Raw genomic sequence first — 26,946 nt, forward strand, 5'->3', positions numbered from 1 at the left:
CCCCCTTTAAATTTATACCATAGGCGGTAGAGAGGATCCTTTTAAACGTTCCAATGCAATGTCGATATGGCTCTGTCCATCTTTTAATGTGAACATATGATGGGCTGGAAACAATCCATCAATATTAAGCCCAGCAAGGCGTGGCAATCCTATTCTATATCCTTCCATAGTTGATCCAGGACAGTTAAGAAGACTCAAATATCCATTCATAAATACTTCGTCTCCACTGAACAACCATTTCATTCCACTTTTTTCTATAAGATAACAAGTTGAGCCTTCACTGTGCCCTGGTGTAATGATTGCCGTAACAGTTAAATTCCCTACCTTAAATACTTCTTCATTATTCGCCGTTATATCAATGGCAGTATGTTTATAAACATAATCCTGTGGATAACTCCCCTTATACTTTGCAAAAGTTAAACCAAGCTCATATTCGGTACCATTTTCAATTAAATATTTTTCTGGCTCAGAGGCAACAGTTTTACTGTTTATAAGCTTCTGTTTTAGGTAATAGGTACCTCCGGCATGATCACCATGAGCATGAGTAATAAAAATATATTTTATATTGCTTAATGGGCACCCTGTTTCAATTATGTTATTTAGTATCAATTCACTCTCAAGTCCTGATCCAGTATCAATTAATATAGCATCATCCTTATCTATTACTAGATAGACTGCACAGTCCTTCCCATTCGATAAACCAATAGCACCATTACCAACCATAAATAAGCCATCATGAATTCGAAGAAACATTATAACCACTCCAGTAGAAAATTCTTTTTCATATAACTAATTCAGGAACCTCGGATAATTGCACTTATTTAATTAACCCCATTAATTTTGGAAAAGTCAAAATTAAAGCTGGGAAATATGTCACCAAGAACAATACGCAAATTTCAACTAGAACAAATGGTATTATTGCCTTCATGGCTCTCTCAATGGGGATTTTACCAATTCCAGAGGCAACAAATAAACATACTCCAAAAGGCGGTGTTGCCAAACCTATTATAATATTAAGAACAAAAATTACTCCAAAATGCACCGGATCAATACCAAGTTGGAGGGCAAGAGGTGCCAAAATAGGAGCAAAAATGAGAAGGTTCGCATTGGCATCCATAATACACCCGAGAAATAGTAGAAAGATATTTATAAAGAATAAAACCAGGTATTTATTCGATGTAATTGATGTAATTATTTCTACCAGATGCTGAGGGACCTGCCCCATCGCCACAAGCCAACCTAAAGGATAGGTAATCGCGACTATGGTTAAGACAGCACCTGCTAGAACCATACTGGATTTGATACAACTTATAACCCCTTTTAAGTCCAACGACCTGTAATAGAAAAAACCTATTAACAATGCATAGATATTTGCAACCGCTGCAGCCTCAGTTGGAGTAAAGACACCGCCCAATATACCACCCAAAATGATAATGGGCATTAGGAGTGCCGGGAATGTTTTAACTAGAGCCTTAATTGTGCCTTTAACACCATATTTTTCCGTAATAACCGGATACTTGCGCTTATAACTAATGAAGGTTGCTACCATCATCAAACCAATACCCAGCATTATTCCCGGTACCAAACCGCCTGCAAAAAGCGCCGCAACTGACACAGGCATTATAGATCCATAAAGTACCATACCAATACTGGGAGGAATGATAGGTCCAATTACTGAAGCTGAAGCGGTTACAGCGACAGAGAAATCCGGGTCATAACCATTCTTAACCATTGCCGGTATAAGAGCTCCTCCTATTGCTGCGGTCTCTGCAACAGCCGAACCTGATATTCCAGCAAAAAACATACTTCCAACTATATTTGCATTTGCCAGTCCACCACGAATTTTGCCTACTAAAACATTACACAAAACAAGAATATCATCTATAATCTTAGCCTGGGCTATTAGGTTACCTGCCAGTATAAACAGGGGCAACGCAATAAGAGTAAAGCTATCTACCCCTTGATAGAACTGTTGAAAAACCATGGTCATAGGTATTTTCCCATTGATTAAAATTGTCATAGCAACCGCAAGTCCAAGACCAAATGCAATTGGCATACCTATTACTAAAAACAAAACAATAAAAGTAAACAACCAAATCGCCATTATCTGTTTCTCCCTTTCTTATCAATTTTTTCTCATAGAAATAGCCTGTTCAAGAAGCATGTGTATTGAGTGAACTAACATAAAGATCGCTCCTAAATACAAGCCAACTGAAGGCCAGAATAATGACAATCCGGTAGCAGATGCTTTCATTCGCATGAATAATTTTAAAGCATCAATGCCATATCTTAGAAATATTGCAATGAATAGTATTATTAATAATGTGTTAACTAGCCTTAAAAATTTAGAAAATTTAGCTGGAATTGAATCGATTAAAACTGAGAAATTAACAAGTTCCCTTTGTTTCATGGCTACACTTCCACCAATGAAAGTTAACCAGATCATACAAAACCTGGCTATTTCCTCAGTCCAAATGTAAGGATTTTTAATAACATATCTGGAAAATACCCCCATTGACAGAGAACCCAGTAAGACGATGCCTATTATAATTGAAATAATTTCAGCAATACTGTTTAACTTATCACTTATAACACCTACTGTGGAATGTAGTTTATAAATAAGTTTTTTTGCCAATCACTATCAGCCTCCTTAATACGGAAAAACACATATTATATACACAATATTTCTGAAAAAGTATCTATTTTTTGATTAAGGGAGAGTATTGGGGTAATCCCTTTACTCTCCCTACTATAACTTACTAATTACTGTTTCTCTAACTCTTGGACCTTTTTAACAAGTTCCTCAGATATCAACTTACCTGAACCAACGTATTCAGACCATACTTTCTGGGCAGCCTCTCTCCAAAGTTTAATCTGGTCACTGTTTGGTTTTATAATCTTTACGCCAGCCTTAGTTATTAGATCCTCAATTTCTTTATTTTTGTTACTAATTAATTTATCTTTTTCTAGTTCCGCCTCTTTACCAGCTTGAATCACAATATTATAGAGCTCGGAGTTTTCACCACCCAGTTTTTCTACAGCGGATTTACTAAGAAGCTTTAATGTAGTTATGTAAGATATGTCAACTATGGTACAATATTTTGTTACCTCACACAGCTTATTATAATAAGTTCCTATAGGATGCCCGTACATTCCGTCAACAACACCTTGCTGTAATGATGTATAGAGTTCGTTAAAGTTCATCGGTGTAGCAGCAACACCCCACTCCTTAAATAGAGAAACCTCAATTGGCGAACCCGTAGTTCTAAACTTCATTCCCTTTATGTCTGCCGGAACTGTGATTGGTTTTTTGTTATAAAATAAAGCTCTTGCCGCTCCACCATCAATATCAAACATAACAGGTGTTAAACCAGTATCCTTTTTTATCTGAGATGTAACCTGTTCTCTAATATCGCTCTTCCAAACTTTTCTCATATGCTCTGCATTCTTAAAGAGCCCGGGAAGGTCAGTAAAACTTAGTGCTTTAGAAAACTCACTAAAGTTACCAGCCGCGCACTTTACTATATCAAGGGTCCCTGCCATAGCAGCAGCAGTAATCTGCTTGTCATTACCCATCTGGTTACTATGGTAATACTCAATTTTTACTTTTCCTTTGGTGCGCTCTTCTACTAGTTTTATGAAGTATAAGTTACCTTCATATTCGGGCATACCTGGAACTTCCGTATCAGCAAAACGAAGTACTATTGGCTTAACCTCATTTGTTTTTTCCTCGGGGGGTTTGGAATCGGCAGGTTTTTGTCCAGAGCAACCTGTAAATAAAAGAGTAGCCATACAGAAGATTAATAAAATTGAAATTAACTTTTTCATTTTTTTCCTCCTCTTTTTATTAATAAAATAACACTTAACATTTTTAAAGGACAATGTTTTTTTGTTATTAATATAATAGTAATACAGTTTGTTTAAACTATTCTATCTATTCAAAACAGAAATAAGGCGCCATTATTTCTGTTTTCACACTTAAATGCAATTATTTAAGTAATACAGATTTCTAGTAACATATCATTTTAGTTCAAAAATTACTTCAATCTCAACAGGTGTACCAAAGGGTAACTGATTCGTTCCTATTGCTGAACGGGCATGCTTACCATTCTCTCCGAATACTGTCTCAAAGAGTTCTGACCCTCCGTTAATTACATATGGCTGTTCCTCAAAACCAGGTGCACTTGCTACGAAACCAAGAACTTTTACAACACGTTTTACTTTTTCTAAATCACCTATATGTTGTTTTAGTACAGCCAAACAATTAATTGCAGACTGCCTGGCACACTCATAGCCTTGTTGAACAGTCAAATCCCTTCCAAGTAGGCCCTCGTAAATTAGTTTTCCGTTTTTTCTACAGTCCTGACCTGAAACATACACCAGTTTGTCTAAAAAAGTAACTGCGGGTACATATGCAGCAACTGGTGAAGGGGGCTCATCAAGTAATATCCCCAACTGTTCCAACCTATCTTGTATTTTACTCATTGTAAGTCCTCCTCTTATTATATAATGTACTAATCAGTTAATTGACAGAATTGTTTGACGATGTTAAAAGAGGGTTGCTCCTTGGTATCCCATAAACTTCTCTTATTCTTTCTTCGACTTCCAATCCTGGTGGTGCACAACCTTCTATGTAGTGAACGTTTGGATTACACTTACTTTTTTCGTAATTTTGTTTAGTACAATTACCTAAGTAGAATAACCTTTTTATATTTTTAATGTTTTGTGTTGCAGAACCGAGACATATCTGAAGTCCTTCGAATTTAACGAGATCGCCCATTTTTAGCATTCTATCCAATGCAATAACCAATGCTGCAATACAACCACTACATGGATTGGATGAATAGATTTCAACCCCGGGATATTCTTTAAGAGCTGTAACTGCCGGTTCAAATTTTCTTGCTACGCTTTCAATGGTCGCACCGACTATTTCTATATCATTGAGGGAATAACTACCTATTCCTATCTCTGCACTGTAGCGTATATGCCTTATATCTGCCGGATTAAAACCCATGATACGGGAACAGACTGAATCTACTGCGACAGGATTATCACCTGCAATTATTAATCCCAAAGGTACAGGTGTACCCTCTGCCGGCCCTAACCCCTCCTGGGCAATTAAGCCATCGGCGATAGTCAAATACTTAGGAAGTACTAAATGTAGATCAGCTACTGCCTGATGTAAATTTATGTTATGAAATCTTCTCTTTTCACTGGGCGCAATTACACCTTTCATATTTTTTAATGATAAAGTGACGTCCGTTAACGGGTGTGTCTTTAACATAGGGATGTTTATGATTAAATCAACGTTATATACTGTCTCTGCAACTTTTACTTCTTTTAATTCTTTAAATCGCTTATCCTTAACGGTTATCATTTTGTCTAAATTTAAATCTCTGAGCATTACATTGTAACGTTCGGCAAGCTTGGACACACCGACATTTTCAAAGATTCTGGACGTACCAACGTGAACAGTACCGCAACCTTCACCTATAATAATATTTTCAATTCCCACTTCCTGGAGCATAACTATTATACCTTCTAAAACTGCTAATGAAGTAACAGAGCCTGTTTCAGGGAGTAGATTACCAGTATAATTAGGTTTTAACATAACTTTTTGGCCAGGTTTAACAAATCTTCCAATACCACCGAGTAGATCAACAGCTTTTTTAATGGTTTCATAGGTACTATTTACTCCCTTATGTACTATCGCAACTTTTCCTTTGGTATTCATAACTCCTCCTTTATGTTCTGGCCTATACCATTTCTCGCCTCTTCTAAATAATTATAAAGGGTGAACTTAGAAATATCGTAATATTTTGATATTCTGTCGGCTGATTTCTTTATTAAAAATGCTCCTTTATCGTCGAGAAATTTTAATCCCTTTATTTTATCCTCTTTATTCATCAAGGCAACTGGTATACCTACATGTTGTAATGACTTTTGAATTAAATAATCGAGAAGTTCATTTATATCGTTTGTTATTACTTCATTAGTTTCGTCTTTTTGGTTACTGATGGTAATTGATTTTAGTGTCTTTTCTGCCATAACAAAATCCGTAATATCATAATTTATACAAATTGCACCGATCGGTTTACCTTCGTCATTTTTTATATAAATAGATGAGGAGCGAAGTAGCTTTCCACTTTTAGTTTGGGTTAAGTAATTATATCTATCCCCGTTTTTAACTGTACCTCTAAGTACTTCTAGGCCAAGGTTCGTGCCACAATCGCCAACTTTACGTCCAGTAACATGACCATTCTCTATCGCAACAATTGTTTTATCATACGGATTGTCATAATCGTGTAATACAACTTCACAACGCTCACCAAACTGTTCAGCAATCCCTTTAATTATAGATTTTAGTAAATCCATTTCTTCCCTTATTTTTTTCATATTTACCCCCATATGAATATTTTTATTTAGTCTCTCGGATAATCGAGAGTGTCATGGTTCAAGGCATTATACCTTGGCCATTTTTGTTATCTTACGGAAAATTGATTTGCAACTGCAGAAAAAAGGGGTCTTTAATTTGTTGTCATTTGTTCCGAGAGCCACATTTTATATTTAAACTAATTTTATTTTCTACAATTAAAATAATAGCAAGATTTGAGTTTTATTACAATAAGTTTTACAAAAAAAATTTTTTTGTAAAACTTTTTTTGTAAAACTTATTGATGTCTGTTGATTGTTATTATTAGCATCATTTATTTCTGTTAGGTTGTTGCTATTGTCGTAGGAGAGAGTAGTAAACAGATTTATTAACCGAGTCAAGAGGATTTCAAGCTATTTGCGTGATATTTCCATTGGCGTTGTAGCTATAGTTAACACAACGTCCTTCCCCGTCTACCATTAGTTACACGTTTGTCGTGTCATAAGTGTATGTGGCAGTGCTGGTAGTGGGTGTACCTTCAATAGTCACAGGCCCGCTTAAACACCACTGGGAGCTCCATAACCTCCCCCTTGTTTTGCTGGTTCTCTTGCATCTGTAGACAACACAGGAAAATAGGGGATATTATTATTTCTTTTACGAAGAAAGGAGTGAGGCAGAATTTACCTCACTCCTTTCTTATTTTGTAGCGCCAGAGCCCAAAAAATCACGAAAATCGGTATATCAAAAAACCTCAATTAGGAGAAACTCCCATTCGAATCAAATATTTTGCCCTTATGATTAATTAATATAGAAATAGAAACATATATTGACATGTATAAAGATGTTTAATCTTAAGTGTTACCCAAACTACTTTTTCCCCGTATCAATATACTTGACGGCACTGAGGGCGGCTACCAGGCCTTCCCCCACCGCTTTCGCCAACTGGTAGGGGGCCCCTGTGCAGTCGCCGGCAGCATAGATCCCCGGGATGTTGGTGGCCATGGCCCGGTCTACCTTAATGACATTGCCCTCGAATTCCAAACCCGGCAAGATTTCCTGAACAGGTGTGACTTGACGAATGATAAAAAGCCCATCAGCTTCGTATTTCCCCCTGTCGGTTTCCAAGGCTGTAAAATGTCCTTCACCGTGAATAGCTCTGGGGTTTCCCTCCTGGACCTTCACTTTGTCTTTGAGATGTTTGGGTTCACCATAACGGGGTATATAGAGAACCTCTTCACAAATATCGGCCAGAAAATTAGCCTCCTCTTCAGCCTCCTCCACTTCACCGATCATGATGACTTTTTTCCCCTTATATAAAGGCCCGTCACAGGTAGCACAATAGCCTACCCCTTTACCCAGGAGTTCCTGTTCTCCCGGCAAATATTTAGGGCTGGAGAGGCCCGTAGCCAAAATGACAGTCCGAGCGGTAAAAACATCTGTTTTGCTTAATACCTGAAAAGTTTCCCCGGCAGGATAGATGGTATCGACTCTGCGGTGGTGAATCTTTATGTCCAAGGCTTTCAGGTGTTTAAGATAATTCTGTCGCAATTCTTCACCTGTGATATGGTAGATGCCCAAATAATTATCGATCCAGGGAGCCTTGTGGAGTTTGGGAGAACAGAATTCTCCGCCTAAGAGGAGAAAATCCTTTTCCCGGATCCTCGCGTTTACCGCCGCCGAAAGACCAGCAGGTCCGCAGCCCACAATAATAAGATCATAAGTTTTATTGCTATCCATTAACAAAACGCCTCCTCCTTCTAAAAAAAGAGTTCCCCAAGGAGGAAGAATCCATACCTAAAGTCCGTACGTAGTTTCGTTAACGGTTAACCGTAAACCGTAAACGGTAAACACTTTAATTGTTTTAGTATAAAAAATGTTACGACTCCTTTTCCCCCGTTTCTTTCTCGTAGGGATAAACTTCCAAACCACCTTCCAGGATTTTTACATTATTGAATCCTAGTTCCTGGAGAATCTTGTAGGTCAGGTAGGCACGTTTCCCCAGTTTGCATACGACAACTATCTCCTGGTCGGGATCCATCTCTTCCGCCTCCATGCGGACATAACTCAAAGGAATATTATCGGAACCGGGCAGGTGAACAGTCTTAAATTCATCTTCAATACGCACATCTAAGAGGTAAGTATCCGGGTTTTCTTTGAGCTTGTCGGCCAACTCCTGGTAAGTGAGCCCGGAAAACTTCCCCGCCAGCTTGTTGGCCATGACATGGGAAGCCACCAGGGTATTGGCCATAGCCATAGAAAAGGGAGGAGCATAAGCCAAATCCAGATTGCTTAAATCGTCAACAGTGGCCCCTAAAGAGATGGCTGTAACGTAGATATCAATGGGTTTATCTACTACGCCGTCCCCGACAATTTGAGCTCCCAAGATTTTACGGGTCTTTTTGTCTACCACCAGTTTCGTAATAATATCAGCGCAATCCTCGTAGAAATGGGACTTGTCATGGGTTGGCACCCAAACCATTTCCGGTTCAAAACCGGCCTTTTTGGCCTCTTCTACAGTGAGTCCTGTCCTGGCCCCATTCATGTGAAAAACTTTGACAATAGCTGTACCCAGGACACCCGGAAACTTTTCGACTTTTTTGTCAAGGGCAATGTTGATGCCGGCTATACGACCTGTTTTATTGGCTGTAGAACCCATGGGATACCAGACAGGTTTGCCGGTAAGCAGGTGATAATTCTCGGCGCAATCCCCCACGGCAAAAATTCCCGGGATACTCGTTTCCTGGAAGGGGTCCACGGCAATAGCGCCGGTAGGCCCAATCTTTATACCTGCCTCCCGGGCCAGCTCCACGTTTGGTTTAATGCCGGTAGCAAGAACCACCAGTTGAGCAGGTATTTCTTCATCGGGCAGGCTGACCGACTGTACTTTACCTTCCTCATTGCCGGCAAAGCCCACAACTTTCGTACCTGTTTTTATTTTCAGGCCGCACTGGGCAATGTTGCGTGTGACGAAAAGAGCCATTTCCTGATCAAACCCCGGCATAATGGTGGGAGCCATTTCCACCAGGGTGGTTTTAACACCCTGCCGTACCAGGTTTTCCGCCGTTTCCAGGCCGATGAATCCTCCCCCTACTACCAGGGCCTCTTTTACAGTACCGCCCTCTACCAGCTTACGAATATTCTCCGCATCCAAAACGGTGCGTAAAGTAAAGATATTATCCAAATCTACTCCCGGTATGGGCGGTACAATGGGCGAAGCACCTGTGGCCAGGACCAGGTAATCATAAGCATACTCTTTCCCCTGATTTTTCTTTGAATCCGTAACAAGAACCTTTTTCTCGGCGGGAAGGATTTGGGTCACTTCATGATTGACGAAAATCTGGATCCCCTGTTCCAGTTTGAACTCATGAGGGGCCCGCACTACCAGCTCCCGGCGCTCTTTCATCATACCCCCGATGTAATATGGCAACCCGCAACCGGCATAAGAAACGTCGCCTTCCCGGGTAAAGATGAAAACTTCCAGACTGGGGTTTTCTCTTTTAGCTTTGCTGGCCGCCTTGGTCCCGGCTGCCACTCCCCCAATCACGATCAGCCGTTTTTTCTCCACTTTATTTCCTCCTCTCTCTTCTACGACTTCCGCTTTCCGACTTCCGACATCCAATTTATCGGTGACCAGAGCCCAGTGTCCGGTGTCCGGTTAATTTACTTGTCACTGGTAACAGGTCACCGGTCACGGAACGGAGCTACCAACTGACAACTTATACTGCCTGGCCTTTTCCACCAGGGCCGGTGCCCATTCCGGCGTGCTCAAGGCATGGATATGGGTATAGGTGGCAAAGGTATTCTTATAGGTTAAGCCCTCCAACTTTCCGGTAATACCGTTCCCCCGTTCCAGGCTGCAGGAGAGGCTTGTCATTTGTTCATCCAGGTTGATGACCTTAGAATGATGGAACTTGTGTCCCACCACCAGGCAGCCCTGGGGATAAAAAGAAGATTTCTCTCCCACCCGCATGGCCACATACCCGTGGGCTTGCGGCTTATCACCAAAGACCGTATCACACGCCAAAGCCCCCACCATGGCATACGTCTCGCCATGTATCTGGATGGAGCGGGTCAAATACATAAGTCCCCCGCATTCGGCATAAACGGGCAGGCCCTTTTCAATTAAATCTTTAATATTCTTTCTTAAAGACTGATTAGCTTCCAGTTCTCGGGCAAACATTTCGGGGAAACCCCCACCGATGTATAAACCATGGACTTCCGGCAATTCCGGCTGACTAAAGCTGTCTACAAAAACCAGTTCAGCTCCGGACTTTTCCAGGGCTTCTAAATTCTCCGGATAGTAGAAAGAAAAGGCTGCATCCTTCAAGACCCCAATCCTTACTTTATCTGCCGGGATCTTTGTCACTGCAGACACGGACAGGGGTAAGTCTTCCTGCTGCCGGGCAATCTCCAGGAGTTTGGGTATGTCTACATTTTCCTTAATTAAATTGGCTGCCCTTATTCTCAAATCCTGGGCAGTTGAATTTTCCTGGGTTGGCACCAAACCCAGATGCCTTTCGGGCAATTCCAGCCATTTTTCTTTCGGTACTGCTCCCAGCACCGGCACAGGACAATAATCAGCGATAGCTTTCCGTAATTTACTTTCATGGCGGGGATTGGCCACTTTATTTAGGATAACCCCCACCACGTTTAATTCCGGGTCGAAATGCACAAAGCCGTTCACCAGAGCGGCCACACTGCGCGTCATGCGTTCTGTACTGACAACCAAAATGACAGGGCTTTTCGTTATTTTAGCTAATTCTGCCGTAGACCCTTCTCCCCGGTCCCCCAAGCCATCATATAACCCCATAGCGCCTTCAATCACAGCAATATCGGCCAGGGAACCCTGCCTGACCAGGGAATCTAAAATAACTTCGGACTTCATTAAATAAGGGTCCAGGTTGCGGCAGGGTGTCCCTGCAGCCACCGTTAACCAACCGGGATCAATATAGTCAGGCCCTTTTTTGAAAGGCTGCACCTTTAAGCCTTCCAGGCTTAGGGCTGCCACCAGGCCAAAAACTACCGTAGTCTTTCCGGAGCGGCCATGGGAAGCCGATAAAAGCAAACGGGGTACTTTAAGGTTCATGTATATATCACCTATTTCTGTTTAACTTGTATCACATTTACATCATAGCTTGTAAAGTCCCCATGCACAATATAATCTTGCCTTCAGTGACCAGTAATTAATAGTCTAATTTATGTTCACTTCTCCTGGACTCCGGTCACCGGCCACAGAGAAAAGAACAGCCAGTACTAACCGTACTGGCTGTTCTTTTGTTTTGAATTAAACGCAACCTGTGGGTTTGGGTAAACCAGCCAGTTTACATGCACCTTTGGCGGGGCCAGTGGGGAACAGGTCATAAATTTCCTTTAAGCTGAAACCTGTTTCCTTAGTGAGTTTTCTAATCATAGGTGCAATACCAAACTGGAGATAGTAGTTGCGGAGATAATTGATGACTTTCCAGTGGTCTTCAGTTAATTCACCGGTGACCTCTTCTGTAGGAGCTAAAGCTTTAGCTACAGCTTCGTTCCAAAGATCAGGGTTTACCATGAAACCATCCTCATCAAGTTCTATCACAACACCATTTACTTCAATACTTGCCATAAGACAACACCTCACTGTTTTTTTTTATTATTCTAAAACTAAGGCATAACCAACCAAATCCATGAGCCCGCCAATCTTAAAGCCGGGAACTTCTTTTTCATAACCTTCGAAGGCTACAGGGAACTGGGCTTTACAGATTGAACAGGGTGCACAGAGATAATTGGCTCCTGTAGCTCTCACCTGGTCCCGTTTAACTTGAGTGACCTTTTTTCGCCACTCAATCATTTCTTCCATGAGGATGCCCCCACCGGAGCCACAGCAGAAATTCTTCTCCCGGTTAGGATACATCTCCACGAAATTATTGACACAGGCTCTTAGTACAATACGGGGTTCCTCCATGAGATTACTGGAACGCACCGCATTGCAGGGATCGTGTAAAGTAACAATTTTGTCATCGTTTTTGGAAGGATCAAGCTTGAGCTGACCCCGCTGGATGGCTGCTGCAGCTTCTTCGATGATATGGGTGATTTCAAAGGGTACAGGCCCGCTTAAACTGGGTGTGTACATTCTGGCAGCCCGCCAGCCGTGGCCACACTCTCCCTGTACAACTTTTTTAACCCCCAGTTTCTTGGCAACCCTAACCAGACGGTTGTTATGGGACTTCATGGTAAAGTCATGGTCAAAGAAAAGCCCAAAATTACCCGCTTCCAGAATCTCGGAAGAGATAGTCCAGTTGGCCCCGATAGCATGGAAGAATTTTGCTGCTCCCACCATGGTATCAAAATTGGTAAAAAAGTCGGCAGAAGAGGGAACATACAGAATTTCAGCCTTCTGGTCCACAGGTATTTTGACATCAACACCTGTTTCCTCTCTGATCTCGTCTTCAATAAATTCACAGCTGTCAATACAGGCTCCCTTGGGAATCCCCATATTATTCCCTGTCTTATCTACCTGCTTGGCGATACTCATATGGAATTTTGGTATCAAACCAAGATACACCAGGATTTGCCGCGCCATGATGGTAACTTCTGCCGTATCTATACCAAGGGGGCAGAAAACTGCACAGCGCCGGCATTCATTGCACTGGTAGAAATAGTTTACCCATTTTTCCAGGAGTTCATCATCGAGTTCCCTGGCGCCGACGAAACTCCCCAGGAGCTTTCCGCCGGCTGTAAAATACTTTTTATAAACAGCCCTCATTAAATCAGCTCTGGCTGTAGGTATATTATCAGGATCGCCTGTACCCAGGTAAACGTGGCACTCTTTGGCACAACGCCCGCACTTTGTGCAGTTTTCCATGGCCATCACTACAGACCGGCACTGGTTTCTCATTTTTTCAAAGAGCTGTTTGGTTCTTTCCACCCTTTTCTCGGGTTCTGTTGTGGTAACGGGAATGGGATGCAAGTCAGTTTCCAAATGAATGATGGTTTTAATAGCTGACACCCCCTTTTTGAGTTGTAACCACCTTGGCAGAGGTTCTCTTTTCTACTTTAAGCGAGGCAGGTTTGGGGGGTGCTATTTTCGTAGAGATAGCCTGGGTATAAAAGGTACCAATAAAGTGGAAAAGTTTACTGAAGGGGAAATAAATCAGAAGGATCATTACCAGAGTAAAATGCAGGACAAACCAGCCATTTGTGGGTAGAGCCACAGGTGTAAAAGTTAATATCCCTATAACAAAGTTCTTGGCTTCAACATATTCGATTGGTGCTAAAAAACGCATATAATTCCCAGTTAGTGCAATAGCAATTAAAAGAATTGCATCAAAATAATCACTGGGGTCAGAAATTTTCTTCACTTCTAAAATGGTTAAACGTCGGATTAAAAGGTAAATGAGTCCGACAAACATGAAGATTCCGGCAACTGAACCAAGGATATGGGACAGCTCTTTAGACACTTCTACTGAGGTTCCCAGATAAACGAATTGTTTTCCTTCAAAGGGAATACCTACCAGGTGTCCTCCAAGGGCCAGGAACAAGCCGATGTGGAAAAACCAGGAGCCGAACCAGAGGGCCTTATCAGTGTTAAAAATCTTTTTAAAGAAGATGGTTTCCGTGGCAATCTCCATGACCACGTCTTTCGTAGTTTCCGGGGCAGGATACAAAACCTGTTCATGGGGTATGGGAGCACTGTTCCATCTCCCTATACGATAAATCAAACCTACCGCAAAGCAGGTTACAGCCAGATAAGGAAGAATTCGTCCAATAAAAAATTCCATATTTCACCTCCGGGGGTATTACTCACCCTGGGCAATTCTTACTTGCTATACTCTTCGAGTATGACCTCTATAGCTTCTATGGCCATGGCCAGTCCCTCGGCCATGCCTTTTTTGTATTCATTGGACTTGTAAGCCCTCATCTCATTGAGAATAGGTTTATACATAGCCAAAAAATCTTTCAGGGCTTCTTCTAAAGTCATAGCGGTTTTCTCCCCAAGTTTTTTAGCTTAGGTTACCACCACCCGCGGGGAATAATACCCATAACACCGGTATTACCTCTTGGGTGTTAAAGTACCAGGCCGCCGCTTGAAAAGCAGCGGCCCGTGTAAATATTATTCTTTACCCTTGATTCTGACGTATGATGTGCCCAGATAGAGGAATTCCAGAATATCTTCTTTGGCCAATTCATTGATTACCTTGTCTACATCACGCTTTAAAGCTCCAATGGCAGTGGCTACGTCTTTATTTTTGGCTTTGTCAACCTTGTTGAGATATTCAAGGATTTTGGCCCGCAATTCCTCATTTGTTAGTTCAGCCATTTTTTACACCACCTATTTTTTAGTACTTAAAGTTAGTGGTTGTTCTGAAGGTGGGCACGGAGAAAATAAAGTCATCGATATGCTTGTCGGTGAAAGGCAGATTGGCCATTTCAAAGAATTTTTCCCAGCCAATTCTCTCGATCCACTCGCCGTAACGCTCACCCTTACGGGCATCCTTGACCCAAATCTCCACCAGGTTACGAATAGCAACTACTAATTCATCCCATCTGGGCGGAGTATTGGGTACCCAGGGAATAGCCAGCCTGGAGAAAGCAGGACCACTTCTGGCGTTCGATACTTTACCACCCACAAAGATGGCCACACCATCGTTGACAGGGTCCATAATTTTCATGGAAGGACATACTGTATAGCAGTTACCGCAGTACATACATTTCTCTTCGTTTACCATAACGCTCTTGGCTTTGGGATTGGGACGGATAGCTCCAGTAGGACAGCTGGCAATAACGTTAGGTATTTCACAGCCCTTAGCGACACCGGCATCATCAATGGTGGGAACGGTTCTATGAATTCCTACAAAAGCAATGTCGGAGCAGTGAACAGCACCGCACATGTTCAAGCAGCAGGCCATGGAAATTTTTAGTTTAGCAGGAAGATCGTCTTTTTTGAAATACTCAAAGAGATCATCCATTACTGCTTTCACGGGGCCGGAAGCATCGGTAGCCGCACTGTGGCAGTGAATCCAGCCCTGGGTATGGATAATATTGTTGAGACAGTCGCCGGTACCGCCGACAGGATAGCCTTTGGCCTCCAACTCAGCAATCAGTGGTTCGATATTAGCAGGGTCAGAGAGTAAAAACTCCACATTATGACGGCTGGTGAAGCGCAGATGCCCTCCGCTGTATTTGTCTGCCAGGTCTGCATACTCTCTGATGGTAACAATACTCAAAAGGCGGGGTGAACCGGCTCTTACGGTGTATAACTCAGCCCCGTTCTCGGATACATGCTTCAATACGCCGGGTTTGATCTTTTCATGATACTTCCACTTGCCATAATTTTCTTTGATGATTTCGGGAAGCATATCATAGTAATAAGGAGGTCCAATGTCTGTTTTAGGCTTTTTTACAGGTACGCTACACATTATTTCTCCACCTCCGCTCCGGCAGCAGCTTCTGCCTCAGCATCGCCGCTGGCACTGGATATAATTTCATCAGGCCACCAGAAGAAATAGGGGTTGGCTCTGGGGTGTTTGACCATCTGAGGTACGGGCGGTAAGCCCACGGCTTTGAGGAATTCCCTCATACCCTTTCTGTAAATCAACTCGCCCACTCTTTCACGGACCTTGCCGTTTTCATCCCACCATTCCCAGATGCGCTCGATGAGATCTTTCAGTTCCGCATAGTCATCTTCTTTTTCCAGTTTCATGAAGGGAACAATAACCCAGGATAAGAAAGCAGACTGGACAATCGTAGCTTTACCACCGATCAAGATAGTAGCGCCTGTTTCCTTGCCGATGCGTAAAGCTTTGGGCATCTTGTTGATACAGTGCATACATCTTACACAGTTGGGATTGTCTACAGTGAACTCTTGAGTTTCAGCGTTGTAAGTGCAAGCCTGGCTGGGGCACTTGTCTACAACCAGACCTTGGATATCATAACCCTGAGCAGCATATTCCTTAACAGCTTCTTGATCAATACGAATGGCATCCCGCCAGGTACCGATGATAGAAAGGTCTGCCCGGGCAATGGAGGCTACACAGTCGTTGGCACAGCCCGAAATCTTAATTTTAAATTTATAGGGAAAACTTGGTCTGTGTAAATAATCCTGGAAGGTGTTGGTTAAATTGTGGCAAAGGTCTAAAGTATCGATACAGGCATTCTGGCAGCGGGCAGGACCTGCGCAGCAGCTGGGAGTTCTCATATTAGAACCGGAACCGCCCAAGTCAAAACCAGCCTCAGAGAGATCATTGAAGCAGGGTTGGAGATGTTCGGTGGTAGTACCGAGTAAGATTGCATCCCCGGTAGCACCGTGCATATTCGTTAAACCACTGCCATGCTTTTCCCAGATATCACAAAGAGTTCTTAACGCGTCACTGGTGTAATACCAACCACTGGGCTGGTTCACTCGCATGGTGTGGAATTCCCTTACTTCAGGAAATTCTTCGGGTAAATCGGTATATCTGCCGATTACACCTCCACCATAACCAGTTACCCCTACGATACCACCATGTTTCCAGTGACCGGTTTTGTCTTCGTAGGAGCGTTCCAGGAGATCCAGGAGTTCCGCCGTCTTGGAGTTATGGGCTGATTTCTCCATCTCTTTGACGAAACTAGGCCAGGGACCTTTTTTCAGCTCCTCTAAAAGAGGCCTTTTCTTTTCAGACAAATTAAACCCACCTTTCCTTGATAACTTTATTTTAAATAGTAATGATATTTTTACTATTTTGTACAGGAAAGTTTATCTTTCCTCAGTTTATAGTTCACGAATTTCCACAGCACCGTTAGGGCACATAGCAACACAGCTTTCGCAGCCCAGGCATTCATCGGAGCCATTGGGAAGGTCGGCTTTGTCACCTACTAATTCAATGATTTGCGCGGGACATGCATTGGCACAGGCACTGCAGCCGTCACATTTGTCTTGGTCAATGGTTACTAAATACATTTTATACTCCTCCTTTTCTGAGTATATAAAAATAAAAGCACAGGAAGTTAAATGGTTAGTTCCAAATAGTACTAAGTTCCCGAAATCAACCTTTAATCACCTATGGCTTTATCTTGATTATATGCTATTGTTTCTCTTTCCCAACACCCCCCAGATAGGCCATTTTGTGAAATCAGGCACACTCAAATCTAGTGCTTTTTGGCCATAAGTATATTTTATAAGCTTGACATAACCCTTTGATGGTGAGGTTTTCGGCAATCTACAAGGTTTTGTGTTTGTCATGCGACAACTTGTTATAGTATTAATTTACTATTTCTGTTCTCGCCTTTTTGCACTTACTTGTCCAAAAACACCATCTAATCTTTATAACGATTATTTATAGAGTACATAAAACGTTCTTTGCGGTGGAAAAAACCGCCCAGTTCATGAACTAGACGGTCTCATCTTCTACCAATCCTTCACGCATGGCATAGGTGGCCAGCTGGACTCTGTTTTCCAAATGGAGCTTTTCCATAATATTACATAGGTGGTTTTTTACTGTATTTTCTGTAATGGACAAACGGCTCGCTATCTCCCGGTTGGTAATCCCCTGGGCCACCAGGGAGAGAACTTCTTTCTCCCTGCTAGTCAGATTCTCCGTAGTAGGGGATTGCTTTACCGGCCTATGGGATAATTCGGCAAATTCTTTTAAAATTTTGGTAGCCATAAGAGGTGATAAAGCAGCTTCACCTTTACGCAAGCCCCTTATTTGTTTTAGCAGTTCATCAGGTTCCATGTTTTTTAAAAGATAGCCTTGGGCCCCATTCTTAATGGCCTGGAAAAGGTCATCATCATCTTCGGAAATACTGAACATAACAACCATGCATTTGGGATATTCTTTCTTAATAATGCGGACCGCTTCAATACCCGACATCACAGGCATGTGTACATCCATTAATACCAGATCAGGATTACATTCCTGTATTTTATTGATGGCTTCCATCCCATTAGCAGCTTCGGCTACCACCTTAATGTCAGGCTGGCCTTCCAGGAAGCTGGCTATCCCTTTACGGAAAAGCAGGTGGTCATCTACCAATAAAATTCTAATTTGTTTCATTTGTTGCCTCCCTTTACGAGACATTTTCTGTTCTTTTTCCCGTCCGGGGAATCGTTAAACAAATGGTTGTACCGGCAGGTTCATTAGGCAATATGGTTAAACTTCCTCCAATGAGACCTGCTCTTTCTTCCATAATAGAAAGGCCAAAATGTTTCTTGCCAATTTTCTCAACTTTTTCCTTAACAAAGCCAATGCCGTTATCCGAAATGACAAGCACCATTTCGCCGGATTTTTCAGTAAGCTCAATCCTTACTTTTGTTGCCTGGGCATGTTTGCGTACATTGGTCAAGGCTTCCTGTACAATCCGTGTAACATGAATTTTCACTGCTGTGGGCAGTTCCCATTCGTCTTTTACGTTGATAATTACTTCCACCGGGATACGGAAGTTATCGGCAAATTTACATCCATAGTCCTTAAGCCATAGACTAAAGGACTGCTGCAACTGGGGGTTTGCTTTTAGATCAAAAATGTTAAAACGAACTTCTTCCAGAGCTTCCTGGATAACAGATTTCACCTCAGAAATTTCACTGAGCAATTCCCCAGTCTTGGAAAGCTTATTTTCAATGGTTTTACACTTCAAATTAAGAAAACATAAGGTTTGGGCCAGGCCATCATGCATTTCCCGGGCTAAACGGTAGCGTTCCTCCAGAACGGCCATATCATGCATGGCTTTCTCTAGCTTCTTACGTTCAGTGATGTCACGCAAAATTATTTCTACCTGGGGTTCATTATATCCGTCACCAGGAATATAGGAATAACTTACGGCCACAGGTTTACTGCAACCTTCCCGGTCACTAATACACATTTCCACATAGGGTATGGAACACTGTTTTTCAAAGACCAGTCTTCCCCAACACTGGCTGTGCCCGCACTCGGGATTGAGGCATGCTTCGGAACAATACTTTTTTGTGGCCTCTGTTTCAAATTTACACTTGTTTATTACTGAACAAGTTAGTTTGCCAATGGTCTCATCGGCTTTCCAACCGGTAATTTTTTCCGCTGCAGGGTTTATGGAGAGAATTTTTAAATTCCTGTCGATCATAATAATGCCATCTGAGGTATAAGTAAAGGCACTTTGGAGCTTTTGCCTCTCCCTTATAATTTCATGGTGCTGGTTATCTATGATTTTAAAAACACCCTGGGAGAAAATGGCCCCTCCGGCCAGTACAAATAAAAGCAAGATCGCACTCCCTCCCCATCCGTCTGAGGATAAGCCGGGAAACAACACAGGGACTACTGTAAACCTTAATATTTCGAAAATTGCTGCTCCTACCACGGGAACTACAATTGTCAGCCAGCGAAGATGCCTGTACATTACATCCTCCCATGTAGCGATTTATTACTACTATTAATATTAACACAAATAGTAGTATAATACTACGTTCTGTCCAGCACTTCCTGTTTTATTTACCATTATTGTTTTCAGCAGTAAGTTCAGCCACTTTTTGTAAGATCTGTTGCCGTGCAGAAGGGGCTAACCCCTGAAAGAAGCGGTTGATGTCACGATTGAACCCGCATATATCCGAATCTTTTACCAGAGAACGTAAGAGGACTATTATTCTGTTAATAATTTCTAATTCTCTGACAGTAAAACCTAAGAGGTTCTCCCTGATAGCATGCAACATGGCAATCTCATCTTCTGACTGCTGGATAGCCATGCCGCCAATCCCCTCGTTAAGGAGAAAGTAAGAAGTACTGATTCCCAGCCTGCGGGCTATTTTCTGTAATGTAAGCAGAGAAGGTTTAACACGCCCTGTTTCAATCTGGGTTATCAGGCTCAAAGACACTCCCACAGCATCCCCCAATTGAGCCTGGGTCAAGCCATGGCTTTCTCTGAGCCGTCTAATCCTCTCTCCTAAATTAAGGACTTCCTCAGAAACCACAAAGTGACTAATTGGCACCTCCAGAACCTTTGCCAATTTTTCAAGGGTTTTTAAAGATGCGCAAGTTTTGCCGCGCTCTATTTCACTGATATGGGTGTAAGAAACCCCTGACAGGTTACCTAATTCCATCAACGTTAAACCTTTAGCCTCACGAAGCTGTCTTAATTCCGCACCTAAATAGGTATAGATACTTTCGGGATTATCCACCGCCCCCACCACCTTATTCGGCTAATAATTGGCGAACCTCTTCTGAACGTAAGTATTTTAAAAACTCCTCTACGGCCTGGGTACGAAACTTTTTCCGATGATAAATCAAGGTAAATTCCCGATGAAACTTTAGATCTTTAATATTAACAGTATCAATAAACCCGGCTTTCTTTCTAGCTTTTCCGGCAAATTTTGAGACCAGCGAGATACCTAATCCTTTCTGAACTGCTTCTAAAATTGCTGATGTACTGCCTATTTCCATAATGACATCCAATTTTTCATGTGGATATCCTGCCAAATCTAAAGCCTTCTCCATAACTACCCGGGTCCCTGAACCTTTTTCTCTAAGAATAAAGGGATAATTAACAAAGTCCGATACAGAAACCTCTTCTTTTTTTGATAGAGGATGTCCCGGAGGAATTACTAAAACTAATTCATCATCAATAAATTTTTCCTTAACAATTTCCTTGCCATGTACAGGTCCTTCTACAAAACCTATATCTAATTCTCCCTCTAAAAGTCTATGTTCTATATCTTCTGTGTTGTGAATTTCTAAACTTAATTCTACATCAGAATGTTTTTTCTTAAAGGAACCAACAATAATTGGAAGTACCCATTCGCCTATGGTGGTGCTGGCACCAATGATGAGTTTGCCCCGGATCTTTCCTGTAAGCTCCTGCATTTCTCTCTCCAACTGGGCCTGAAGAATACTCATTTCATTAGCGTACTTTAACAAAAGTTCACCAGCAGCCGTCAGGTTGATAGTCCGGTTCACCCTGTCAAAAAGCCTGGTCCCATAGTATTCCTCCAGCATCTGGATTTGAAAACTGACAGCAGGCTGGGTTAAAAAAAGTGCTTTGGCTGCCTTGGAAAAGCTCTTTTTTTCCACCACAGTTAAAAATACTTTAATGCCATTATCAAGCATTTTACACCAACACTCCCCTTCATCTACCTATTCGGGATTTTCCATAATGACGACCTCATCTTCTCCATCGATCTCCGTCAGTTTGACATGGATAAGTTCCCGGCGGGACGTCGGTACATTCTTTCCAACAAAATCGGCCCGAATAGGAAGTTCACGATGCCCCCTGTCGATCAGGACTGCTAACTGGATATATTGAGGCCGGCCCAAATCGACAATAGCATCCATGGCTGCTCGCACAGTACGTCCCGTATATAAGACATCGTCTACTAAAACTAGTCTTTTTCCAACAATATCCCAGGGTATTTCTGTTCCGTGTACCACGGGTTGATCACCTAAAGCGGTAAGATCATCGCGGTACAAGGTGATATCCAGTTTGCCTACCCGCACCTTTGTTCCTTCAATATCTTGTATTAACTGAGCTAAACGCTCAGCTAAGGGAACCCCGCGGCGACGTATACCTACCAGGATCAGGTCCTCTACTCCCTTATTTTTTTCCAGTATTTCATGGGCAATCCGGGTTAAAGAACGTCGCATACCGTTGGCATCCAGGATTTTAGCCTTTTCTATCATGGCCATAGGTACTCCTCCTTTCAGGTAGTTTCAATACTACTGCGTAATTCCTGTAGAATATCTGCAAACTCCTTGGGAACATCAACAGAAAACTCCAGCCATTTACCACTGCGGGGATGATGAAATCCCAAGGTTTTGGCGTGGAGAGCCTGTCCCTTAAATCCTAAATGGGCTTTCCGCGGCCCATATTTTGGATCCCCCACTACAGGATGACCCAGGTAAGCCATGTGAACTCTTATCTGATGAGTCCTCCCCGTTTTCAACTGACATTCCACCAGCGTATATGCCCTGAAACGTTCCAGGACAAGGTATTTGGTGATGGCTTCTTTACTATTCTTTAGTACCACAGCCATCTTCTGCCGGTCTTTGGGGTCCCGGCCAATAGGAGCATCAACAATACCGCCGGGTTCAGAGATAACCCCGTGAACCAAAGCGATATATTCTCTTTTTACTGTATGTTCTTTTATTTGTTTGGCGAGACTGATATGAGCCTTATCGTTTTTGGCCACTACCAAAAGACCTGAGGTATCCTTGTCTATTCTATGAACTATCCCCGGCCGCAAGACCCCGTTAATCCCGGAGAGGTCCCGGCAATGAAAAAGAAGGGCATTTACCAGTGTTCCCCGGTAATTGCCATTAGCGGGATGCACTACCATACCCTGTGGTTTATTAATTATGATGACATCCTGGTCTTCATAGACAACATCCAGGGGAATAGGTTCCGCCTCTACCTTTAAAGGCTCGGGAGCGGGGAGCAGGGCCCTGATAAGGTTCCCGATTCTCAATTTATAATTACTTTTTTGACGGATATCATTAACGGTGATATTTCCTTCTTCAATTAACTTTTGTACCTGGGAACGACTGATTTCCGGAATTTTTTCCGTTAAAAATACATCCAGGCGTGTTCCCTGCTGCTCGGGGTTAACGGTAAACTTAAATTCCTGCATAACCTCTCCTAAATTTTATCAGATTTCAGCACATGGTAAGCCAACAGTATCATACCCACAACAATGGCCGAATCCGCCATATTAAATACGAAAGGCCAGATTCCGCGAAAGTCAATGAAATCAACAACCAGCCCCGTTTGCATACGATCGATAAGGTTACCGATTGCTCCTCCCGCTACCAGACCCAGGGTAAGAGCTAAAAAGAGGCTTTTTTTTCCTTCTGTATAAGCCAGGTAGAAAAGGGCCGCTAAAATAAGAATGGTAATAACAATAAAAAACCAGGTTTTCTCAGCCAATATACCAAAAGCTGCCCCGGGGTTTTTTACATAAGTGATGTGGAGAAAGTTAGGAATTAGCGGGATGGTTTGTCCCAGCAGCATTTGCGTGGTCACCAGATACTTGGTAAACCTATCGATGACTAGTGTTAAAACTAATGTTGTCCAAAAATACATTGTCCACTCCATAAATATTCCTTATTATAATTTATTTACTATATTATATTAACACAATTAGCCAACAAGGCGCAATCAACCGCATCTTCCTATACCGGATACTCAGAGTATTAATTAAAAAGCAGCCGGTCTTAACCTGCTGCTATTCTACAACATATACTGTCTCTGCCAAAGAGCGCCTGGAGGGTTGATTTGGTTCCATTTCGCCATAACCCAAAGCAATAATCGCTACTGGCCGCAGCTCTCCCTGTATCTCCAGTATTTTTTTCACCACTTCTTCCTGAAAAGCACCGATCCAGAGACTCCCCACACCAAAAGCAGTGGCTGCCAGGAGCATATTCTGGACAGCCGCGGCAGTATCCTGCAGGCAGTATAACTTCTCTCCCCGCTCTCCGTAGCGTGACCGGGCTATAGAAGTATCTGCACAGACTACTACGATGAGGGGTGCCTCCGCTAAAACCTTTTGATCCAGGGCAGCCTTCATAATTTCTTCTTTTTTACTCTGACTATAGACAGCGTAAAATTTCCATGGTTGCAAATTTCCTGCCGAAGGTGCCCACAGCGCTGCTTCTAAGATCCGGCTTACTGTGGCTGGGGGCAGGGGTTCAGGTTTAAACTTGCGGATACTCCGTCTATCCCTGATAGCATCCATTACATCTTTAGTCATGTTGGTACCTCCCTAACTAAATATTAAGGTTTAGTCTGCATATGTTCATTGACCATTTCTACAATTTCCGCAATAAAGTTACCGATAAGCGGCAGGTTTAACAATACTATTTTTTGGAGCAAGTAAAGAACTACTGCACCTAAAATGGTAAAGCCTATGGCCATGCCCAATCCCCGGGCTACACCGGCCATTAAGTTGATTGCCAGCATTTTTCGGGTATTGTGCAGGTATTCCACATATTCGGCCAGCTTCATTTTTTCCATGGCAATGACGAGTTCGTCAACCTTGGCCTCTAATCGGTGTTTTGCTTCCTGCCCCGGCATATTTCTTTCCTCTTAGTTATTAGTTACTAGTTATTAGTTATTAGTTATTTTAAGATTATTTAAACTGGAAATTAAACGAAAAACTTTGTTTGTGCAAAAAATTACTTATACTATAAATAAAAGACTTAAGGTTTTATGCAGCCTTAAGTCTTCTTTCTTGTTGAGGAAACTACAGTTCAATTTCTATTAAGTTGCAGTAAAGGACACCATCAATCGTAATATTTCGGTAGTCGGAGAGCGGACTTCGGAAATCGAAGCCAGATAACGGCATTTTACCAGTTTCTTGGCTTGCAGATGATTTCATGAACTTTTGTTTCAAAGAAATTATTGGAGTGGGCGGGTGTGACCACAATGGCAGCATCAGCTCCTTCTGCCGTCCCTCCTACAGCTATAACCTCTTCCCCGTAAGGAATAAGTCCTGCATCCAGAGCCATGGAGGCTATCTCTATGCTTACTTTTACACCCTGTCCAAAAAGACGTAAGGTAAATCCCATAATCTCAGCAGGATAAATGCCGCCAAACTTGTTTTTTAAGGACCTGTCCACGCCCGCCAGTAAATGGGTAGTGGTAAGTATCTTGCAGCCGCCTTTCTCCAACATAGCCCTGTTCTCAGGGTCCATTTCATCTATACCCGGGCCGGCAAAGCCCACATGATGGGTAACACAGACCACATTTAACCCCTTGTCCAGGAATTTCAAGGCCGTTTCACCGCTGCAGGAAGCCACTACCACATGTTTAATTCCCAATTCTTTGGCTTTGGCCAGGACTAATTCCTCTGTTTTTGGGGTATTAATCTTACCTGCTTCAGGAAAGTACATTGGAACACCTCCGGAAACACTGTATTTTCTATCAGTTATTCAAGGCCAGAATAGGCGCAGGAATACGGCCGCCCCTTTTCACAAAGGTCTCAGCACTGTATTGATGGACAGGCATAATAGGACCCGTACCCAACAAGCCGCCAAATTCTACCCTTTCCCCAACTTTCTTACCGGGAACGGGAATAATACGCACGGCGGTAGTCTTCTTATTAATCATGCCGATGGCAGCTTCGTCAGCAATAATGGCCGCTATCGTTTCAGTTGAAGTGTCACCGGGTACGGCAATCATATCCAGGCCTACGGAACAGACACAGGTCATGGCCTCTAACTTATCCATACTTAAACTCCCTTCTTCCACGGCTCTAATCATTCCCGCATCTTCACTAACCGGGATAAAGGCCCCGCTCAAACCGCCTACATAAGAGGAAGCCATGGCCCCTCCTTTCTTTACGGCATCATTTAAGAGGGCTAAGGCAGCCGTAGTACCGTGGGTGCCTACTTTCTCCAGGCCCATAGCCTCAAGAATATCGGCCACACTGTCCCCAATAGCCGGAGTAGGTGCCAGGGATAAGTCTACAATACCAAAGGGAACCTTTAATCTCTTAGCAGCTTCCCGTCCCACCAGTTCTCCCATGCGTGTGACTTTAAATGCTGTATGTTTGATAATGGTAGCCAGACTGCCAAAATCCACGTTAGGATTCTGTCTTACTGCATTCAATACAACACCGGGTCCGCTTACTCCTACATTGATGACCGTTTCCGGCTCACCGATACCATGGAAGGCCCCGGCCATAAAGGGGTTGTCCTCCGGTACGTTGCAAAAGACCACAAGCTTGGCACATCCCAAAGCCCCCTGTTCTTTGGTCAGTTCTGCCGTCTCTTTGATAATCTGCCCCATACGATAGACGGCATCCATATTAATGCCGGCTTTGGTGGAAGCCACATTAACCGAGGAACAAACCCTTTCTGTTTCGGCTAGACTTTGGGCAATAGAATCACACAAATATTCATCACCCTTGGTAAAGCCTTTATGCACAAGAGCGGAAAAACCACCGATAAAATTGACCCCTACTTCCTGGGCTGCTTTGTCCATGGCTTTTGCCAAGACTGTATAATCCCCGCTCTCACAACCTTCTCCAACGATGGCAATAGGGGTAACTGAAATTCTTTTGTTGATGATAGGGATACCATACTCCCGGGAAATGGCTTCACCCACTTCCACCAGGTTTTCTGCTTTCCGGGTTATTTTATCGTATATTTTCCGGGCTACTACCTGAATATCGCTGTGGGTGCAATCTCGCAGGCTGATCCCCATGGTAATGGTACGTATATCTAAATTTTCCGCTTGAACCATACGGATTGTTTCCATAATTTCCGCCGGTGAAAAAGCAATTGGCATGATCCTACCTCCTAAATGCGGTGCATATATTTGAAGACATCCTCGTGCTGTGCGTTAATACTAACTCCGATTTCTTCCCCTTTATCTTTCAGTAATAATTGAAGTTCCTGGAGACTAACCTTACAGTGGGCAATATCCACCACCATGATCATGGTAAAGAAATCCTGGAGAATGGTTTGACTAATGTCCAAAATATTAACGCCCTGGGCGGCTAATATACCGGAAACCCCGGCAATAATACCCACTCTGTCCTGCCCTACCACTGTAACAATCACACGCTGTTGTTCAGGCTGTGGATGTTGTACCTTCCATTGATTCATAAACTTTAACCTCCTTGGTATAACCTAATATTAAGTTATTATAACAGC

General features: G+C 42.7%; 30 protein-coding genes. All 30 read right to left on the reverse strand.

The annotated features are described in order from the left end of the window. Positions 1–12: 12 nt before the first annotated feature. The gene (locus BR63_RS06685) at positions 13–753 is read right to left on the reverse strand and encodes an MBL fold metallo-hydrolase (protein WP_051966077.1); all 741 of its coding nucleotides are present in this window, start codon (positions 751–753) and stop codon (positions 13–15) included. 64 nt (positions 754–817) lie between these two features. Then, positions 818–2,104, reverse strand: coding sequence for a TRAP transporter large permease (locus tag BR63_RS06690; RefSeq protein WP_051966079.1), 1,287 nt, complete (start codon positions 2,102–2,104; stop codon positions 818–820). A gap of 21 nt (positions 2,105–2,125) precedes the next feature. Continuing rightward, positions 2,126–2,635 (reverse strand): TRAP transporter small permease, encoded by a 510-nt coding sequence (locus BR63_RS06695; RefSeq protein ID WP_034424391.1) that lies wholly within the window; start codon positions 2,633–2,635, stop codon positions 2,126–2,128. A 128-nt stretch (positions 2,636–2,763) separates the two neighbouring features. Continuing rightward, positions 2,764–3,828, reverse strand: a complete 1,065-nt coding sequence (locus BR63_RS06700; RefSeq protein WP_034424393.1) for a TRAP transporter substrate-binding protein — start codon at positions 3,826–3,828, stop codon at positions 2,764–2,766. A 192-nt stretch (positions 3,829–4,020) separates the two neighbouring features. Continuing rightward, positions 4,021–4,485 carry a RidA family protein gene (locus BR63_RS06705; RefSeq protein ID WP_034424395.1) on the reverse strand — a complete coding sequence of 155 codons (465 nt, stop codon included), beginning with the start codon at positions 4,483–4,485 and terminating at the stop codon, positions 4,021–4,023. A gap of 37 nt (positions 4,486–4,522) precedes the next feature. Then, positions 4,523–5,734 (reverse strand): DUF362 domain-containing protein, encoded by a 1,212-nt coding sequence (locus tag BR63_RS06710; protein ID WP_034424397.1) that lies wholly within the window; start codon positions 5,732–5,734, stop codon positions 4,523–4,525. Further along, positions 5,731–6,396, reverse strand: a complete 666-nt coding sequence (locus BR63_RS06715; RefSeq protein WP_034424400.1) for a helix-turn-helix transcriptional regulator — start codon at positions 6,394–6,396, stop codon at positions 5,731–5,733. Before BR63_RS06715 ends, BR63_RS06710 begins: the two co-directional genes overlap by 4 nt. A gap of 844 nt (positions 6,397–7,240) precedes the next feature. Beyond that, a complete protein-coding gene (locus tag BR63_RS06720) occupies positions 7,241–8,110 on the reverse strand; it encodes an NAD(P)/FAD-dependent oxidoreductase (RefSeq protein WP_034424402.1) in 870 nt (289 codons plus the stop codon). A gap of 139 nt (positions 8,111–8,249) precedes the next feature. Further along, positions 8,250–9,938 (reverse strand): FAD-dependent oxidoreductase, encoded by a 1,689-nt coding sequence (locus BR63_RS06725; RefSeq protein WP_034424405.1) that lies wholly within the window; start codon positions 9,936–9,938, stop codon positions 8,250–8,252. Between the two features lie 123 nt (positions 9,939–10,061). Then, positions 10,062–11,459: a cobyrinic acid a,c-diamide synthase CobB gene (locus tag BR63_RS06730; protein ID WP_034424407.1), complete on the reverse strand. Its 1,398-nt coding sequence runs from the start codon at positions 11,457–11,459 to the stop codon at positions 10,062–10,064. A gap of 198 nt (positions 11,460–11,657) precedes the next feature. Further along, positions 11,658–11,978, reverse strand: a complete 321-nt coding sequence (locus tag BR63_RS06735) for a TusE/DsrC/DsvC family sulfur relay protein (RefSeq protein ID WP_034424408.1) — start codon at positions 11,976–11,978, stop codon at positions 11,658–11,660. Between the two features lie 27 nt (positions 11,979–12,005). After that, entirely contained in the window at positions 12,006–13,361 is a 1,356-nt protein-coding gene (dsrK, locus tag BR63_RS06740) for a sulfate reduction electron transfer complex DsrMKJOP subunit DsrK (protein WP_243270076.1), read from the reverse strand. Beyond that, positions 13,348–14,133 carry a respiratory nitrate reductase subunit gamma gene (locus BR63_RS06745; protein WP_051966082.1) on the reverse strand — a complete coding sequence of 262 codons (786 nt, stop codon included), beginning with the start codon at positions 14,131–14,133 and terminating at the stop codon, positions 13,348–13,350. Before BR63_RS06745 ends, dsrK begins: the two co-directional genes overlap by 14 nt. Before the next feature lie 38 nt (positions 14,134–14,171). Then, positions 14,172–14,333: a hypothetical protein gene (locus BR63_RS06750; protein WP_153802145.1), complete on the reverse strand. Its 162-nt coding sequence runs from the start codon at positions 14,331–14,333 to the stop codon at positions 14,172–14,174. Positions 14,334–14,465: 132 nt separating this feature from the next. After that, positions 14,466–14,672 carry a hypothetical protein gene (locus BR63_RS06755; protein ID WP_034424410.1) on the reverse strand — a complete coding sequence of 69 codons (207 nt, stop codon included), beginning with the start codon at positions 14,670–14,672 and terminating at the stop codon, positions 14,466–14,468. A 19-nt stretch (positions 14,673–14,691) separates the two neighbouring features. Further along, complete coding sequence (gene dsrB / locus BR63_RS06760; protein WP_034424411.1) at positions 14,692–15,771, reverse strand: dissimilatory-type sulfite reductase subunit beta; 1,080 nt, start codon at positions 15,769–15,771, stop codon at positions 14,692–14,694. Continuing rightward, the gene (gene dsrA / locus BR63_RS06765; protein ID WP_051966084.1) at positions 15,771–17,015 is read right to left on the reverse strand and encodes a dissimilatory-type sulfite reductase subunit alpha; all 1,245 of its coding nucleotides are present in this window, start codon (positions 17,013–17,015) and stop codon (positions 15,771–15,773) included. Before dsrA ends, dsrB begins: the two co-directional genes overlap by 1 nt. Positions 17,016–17,102: 87 nt before the next feature. After that, positions 17,103–17,291 (reverse strand): indolepyruvate ferredoxin oxidoreductase subunit alpha, encoded by a 189-nt coding sequence (locus BR63_RS06770; protein ID WP_034424412.1) that lies wholly within the window; start codon positions 17,289–17,291, stop codon positions 17,103–17,105. Positions 17,292–17,721: 430 nt separating this feature from the next. Continuing rightward, on the reverse strand, positions 17,722–18,387 hold the full coding sequence (locus BR63_RS06775; RefSeq protein ID WP_034424414.1) for a response regulator: 666 nt from the start codon (positions 18,385–18,387) through the stop codon (positions 17,722–17,724). Between the two features lie 13 nt (positions 18,388–18,400). Further along, a complete protein-coding gene (locus BR63_RS06780) occupies positions 18,401–19,702 on the reverse strand; it encodes a PAS domain-containing sensor histidine kinase (RefSeq protein ID WP_034424415.1) in 1,302 nt (433 codons plus the stop codon). An 88-nt stretch (positions 19,703–19,790) separates the two neighbouring features. After that, positions 19,791–20,477: a helix-turn-helix domain-containing protein gene (locus BR63_RS06785; protein WP_051966086.1), complete on the reverse strand. Its 687-nt coding sequence runs from the start codon at positions 20,475–20,477 to the stop codon at positions 19,791–19,793. Positions 20,478–20,490: 13 nt separating this feature from the next. Then, positions 20,491–21,402, reverse strand: a complete 912-nt coding sequence (locus tag BR63_RS06790) for a selenium metabolism-associated LysR family transcriptional regulator (protein WP_034424416.1) — start codon at positions 21,400–21,402, stop codon at positions 20,491–20,493. A 27-nt stretch (positions 21,403–21,429) separates the two neighbouring features. Beyond that, positions 21,430–21,978, reverse strand: a complete 549-nt coding sequence (gene pyrR / locus BR63_RS06795; RefSeq protein WP_034424417.1) for a bifunctional pyr operon transcriptional regulator/uracil phosphoribosyltransferase PyrR — start codon at positions 21,976–21,978, stop codon at positions 21,430–21,432. A gap of 14 nt (positions 21,979–21,992) precedes the next feature. Beyond that, a complete protein-coding gene (locus BR63_RS06800) occupies positions 21,993–22,919 on the reverse strand; it encodes an RluA family pseudouridine synthase (RefSeq protein WP_034424418.1) in 927 nt (308 codons plus the stop codon). Between the two features lie 8 nt (positions 22,920–22,927). Next, complete coding sequence (lspA, locus tag BR63_RS06805) at positions 22,928–23,371, reverse strand: signal peptidase II (RefSeq protein WP_034424419.1); 444 nt, start codon at positions 23,369–23,371, stop codon at positions 22,928–22,930. Positions 23,372–23,513: 142 nt separating this feature from the next. Further along, the gene (locus tag BR63_RS06810; protein ID WP_034424420.1) at positions 23,514–24,038 is read right to left on the reverse strand and encodes a nitroreductase family protein; all 525 of its coding nucleotides are present in this window, start codon (positions 24,036–24,038) and stop codon (positions 23,514–23,516) included. A 23-nt stretch (positions 24,039–24,061) separates the two neighbouring features. Next, positions 24,062–24,361: a DUF5665 domain-containing protein gene (locus tag BR63_RS06815; RefSeq protein ID WP_034424421.1), complete on the reverse strand. Its 300-nt coding sequence runs from the start codon at positions 24,359–24,361 to the stop codon at positions 24,062–24,064. A gap of 272 nt (positions 24,362–24,633) precedes the next feature. Continuing rightward, positions 24,634–25,179, reverse strand: coding sequence for a pyruvate kinase alpha/beta domain-containing protein (locus BR63_RS06820; protein ID WP_034424422.1), 546 nt, complete (start codon positions 25,177–25,179; stop codon positions 24,634–24,636). 31 nt (positions 25,180–25,210) lie between these two features. Beyond that, positions 25,211–26,578 carry a PFL family protein gene (locus BR63_RS06825; protein WP_034424423.1) on the reverse strand — a complete coding sequence of 456 codons (1,368 nt, stop codon included), beginning with the start codon at positions 26,576–26,578 and terminating at the stop codon, positions 25,211–25,213. A gap of 11 nt (positions 26,579–26,589) precedes the next feature. After that, positions 26,590–26,898 carry an ACT domain-containing protein gene (locus tag BR63_RS06830; protein ID WP_051966088.1) on the reverse strand — a complete coding sequence of 103 codons (309 nt, stop codon included), beginning with the start codon at positions 26,896–26,898 and terminating at the stop codon, positions 26,590–26,592. Positions 26,899–26,946 lie beyond the last annotated feature (48 nt).

Source organism: Thermanaerosceptrum fracticalcis (assembly GCF_000746025.2).
GTDB classification, from domain to species: Bacteria; Bacillota; Peptococcia; order DRI-13; family DRI-13; genus Thermanaerosceptrum; species Thermanaerosceptrum fracticalcis.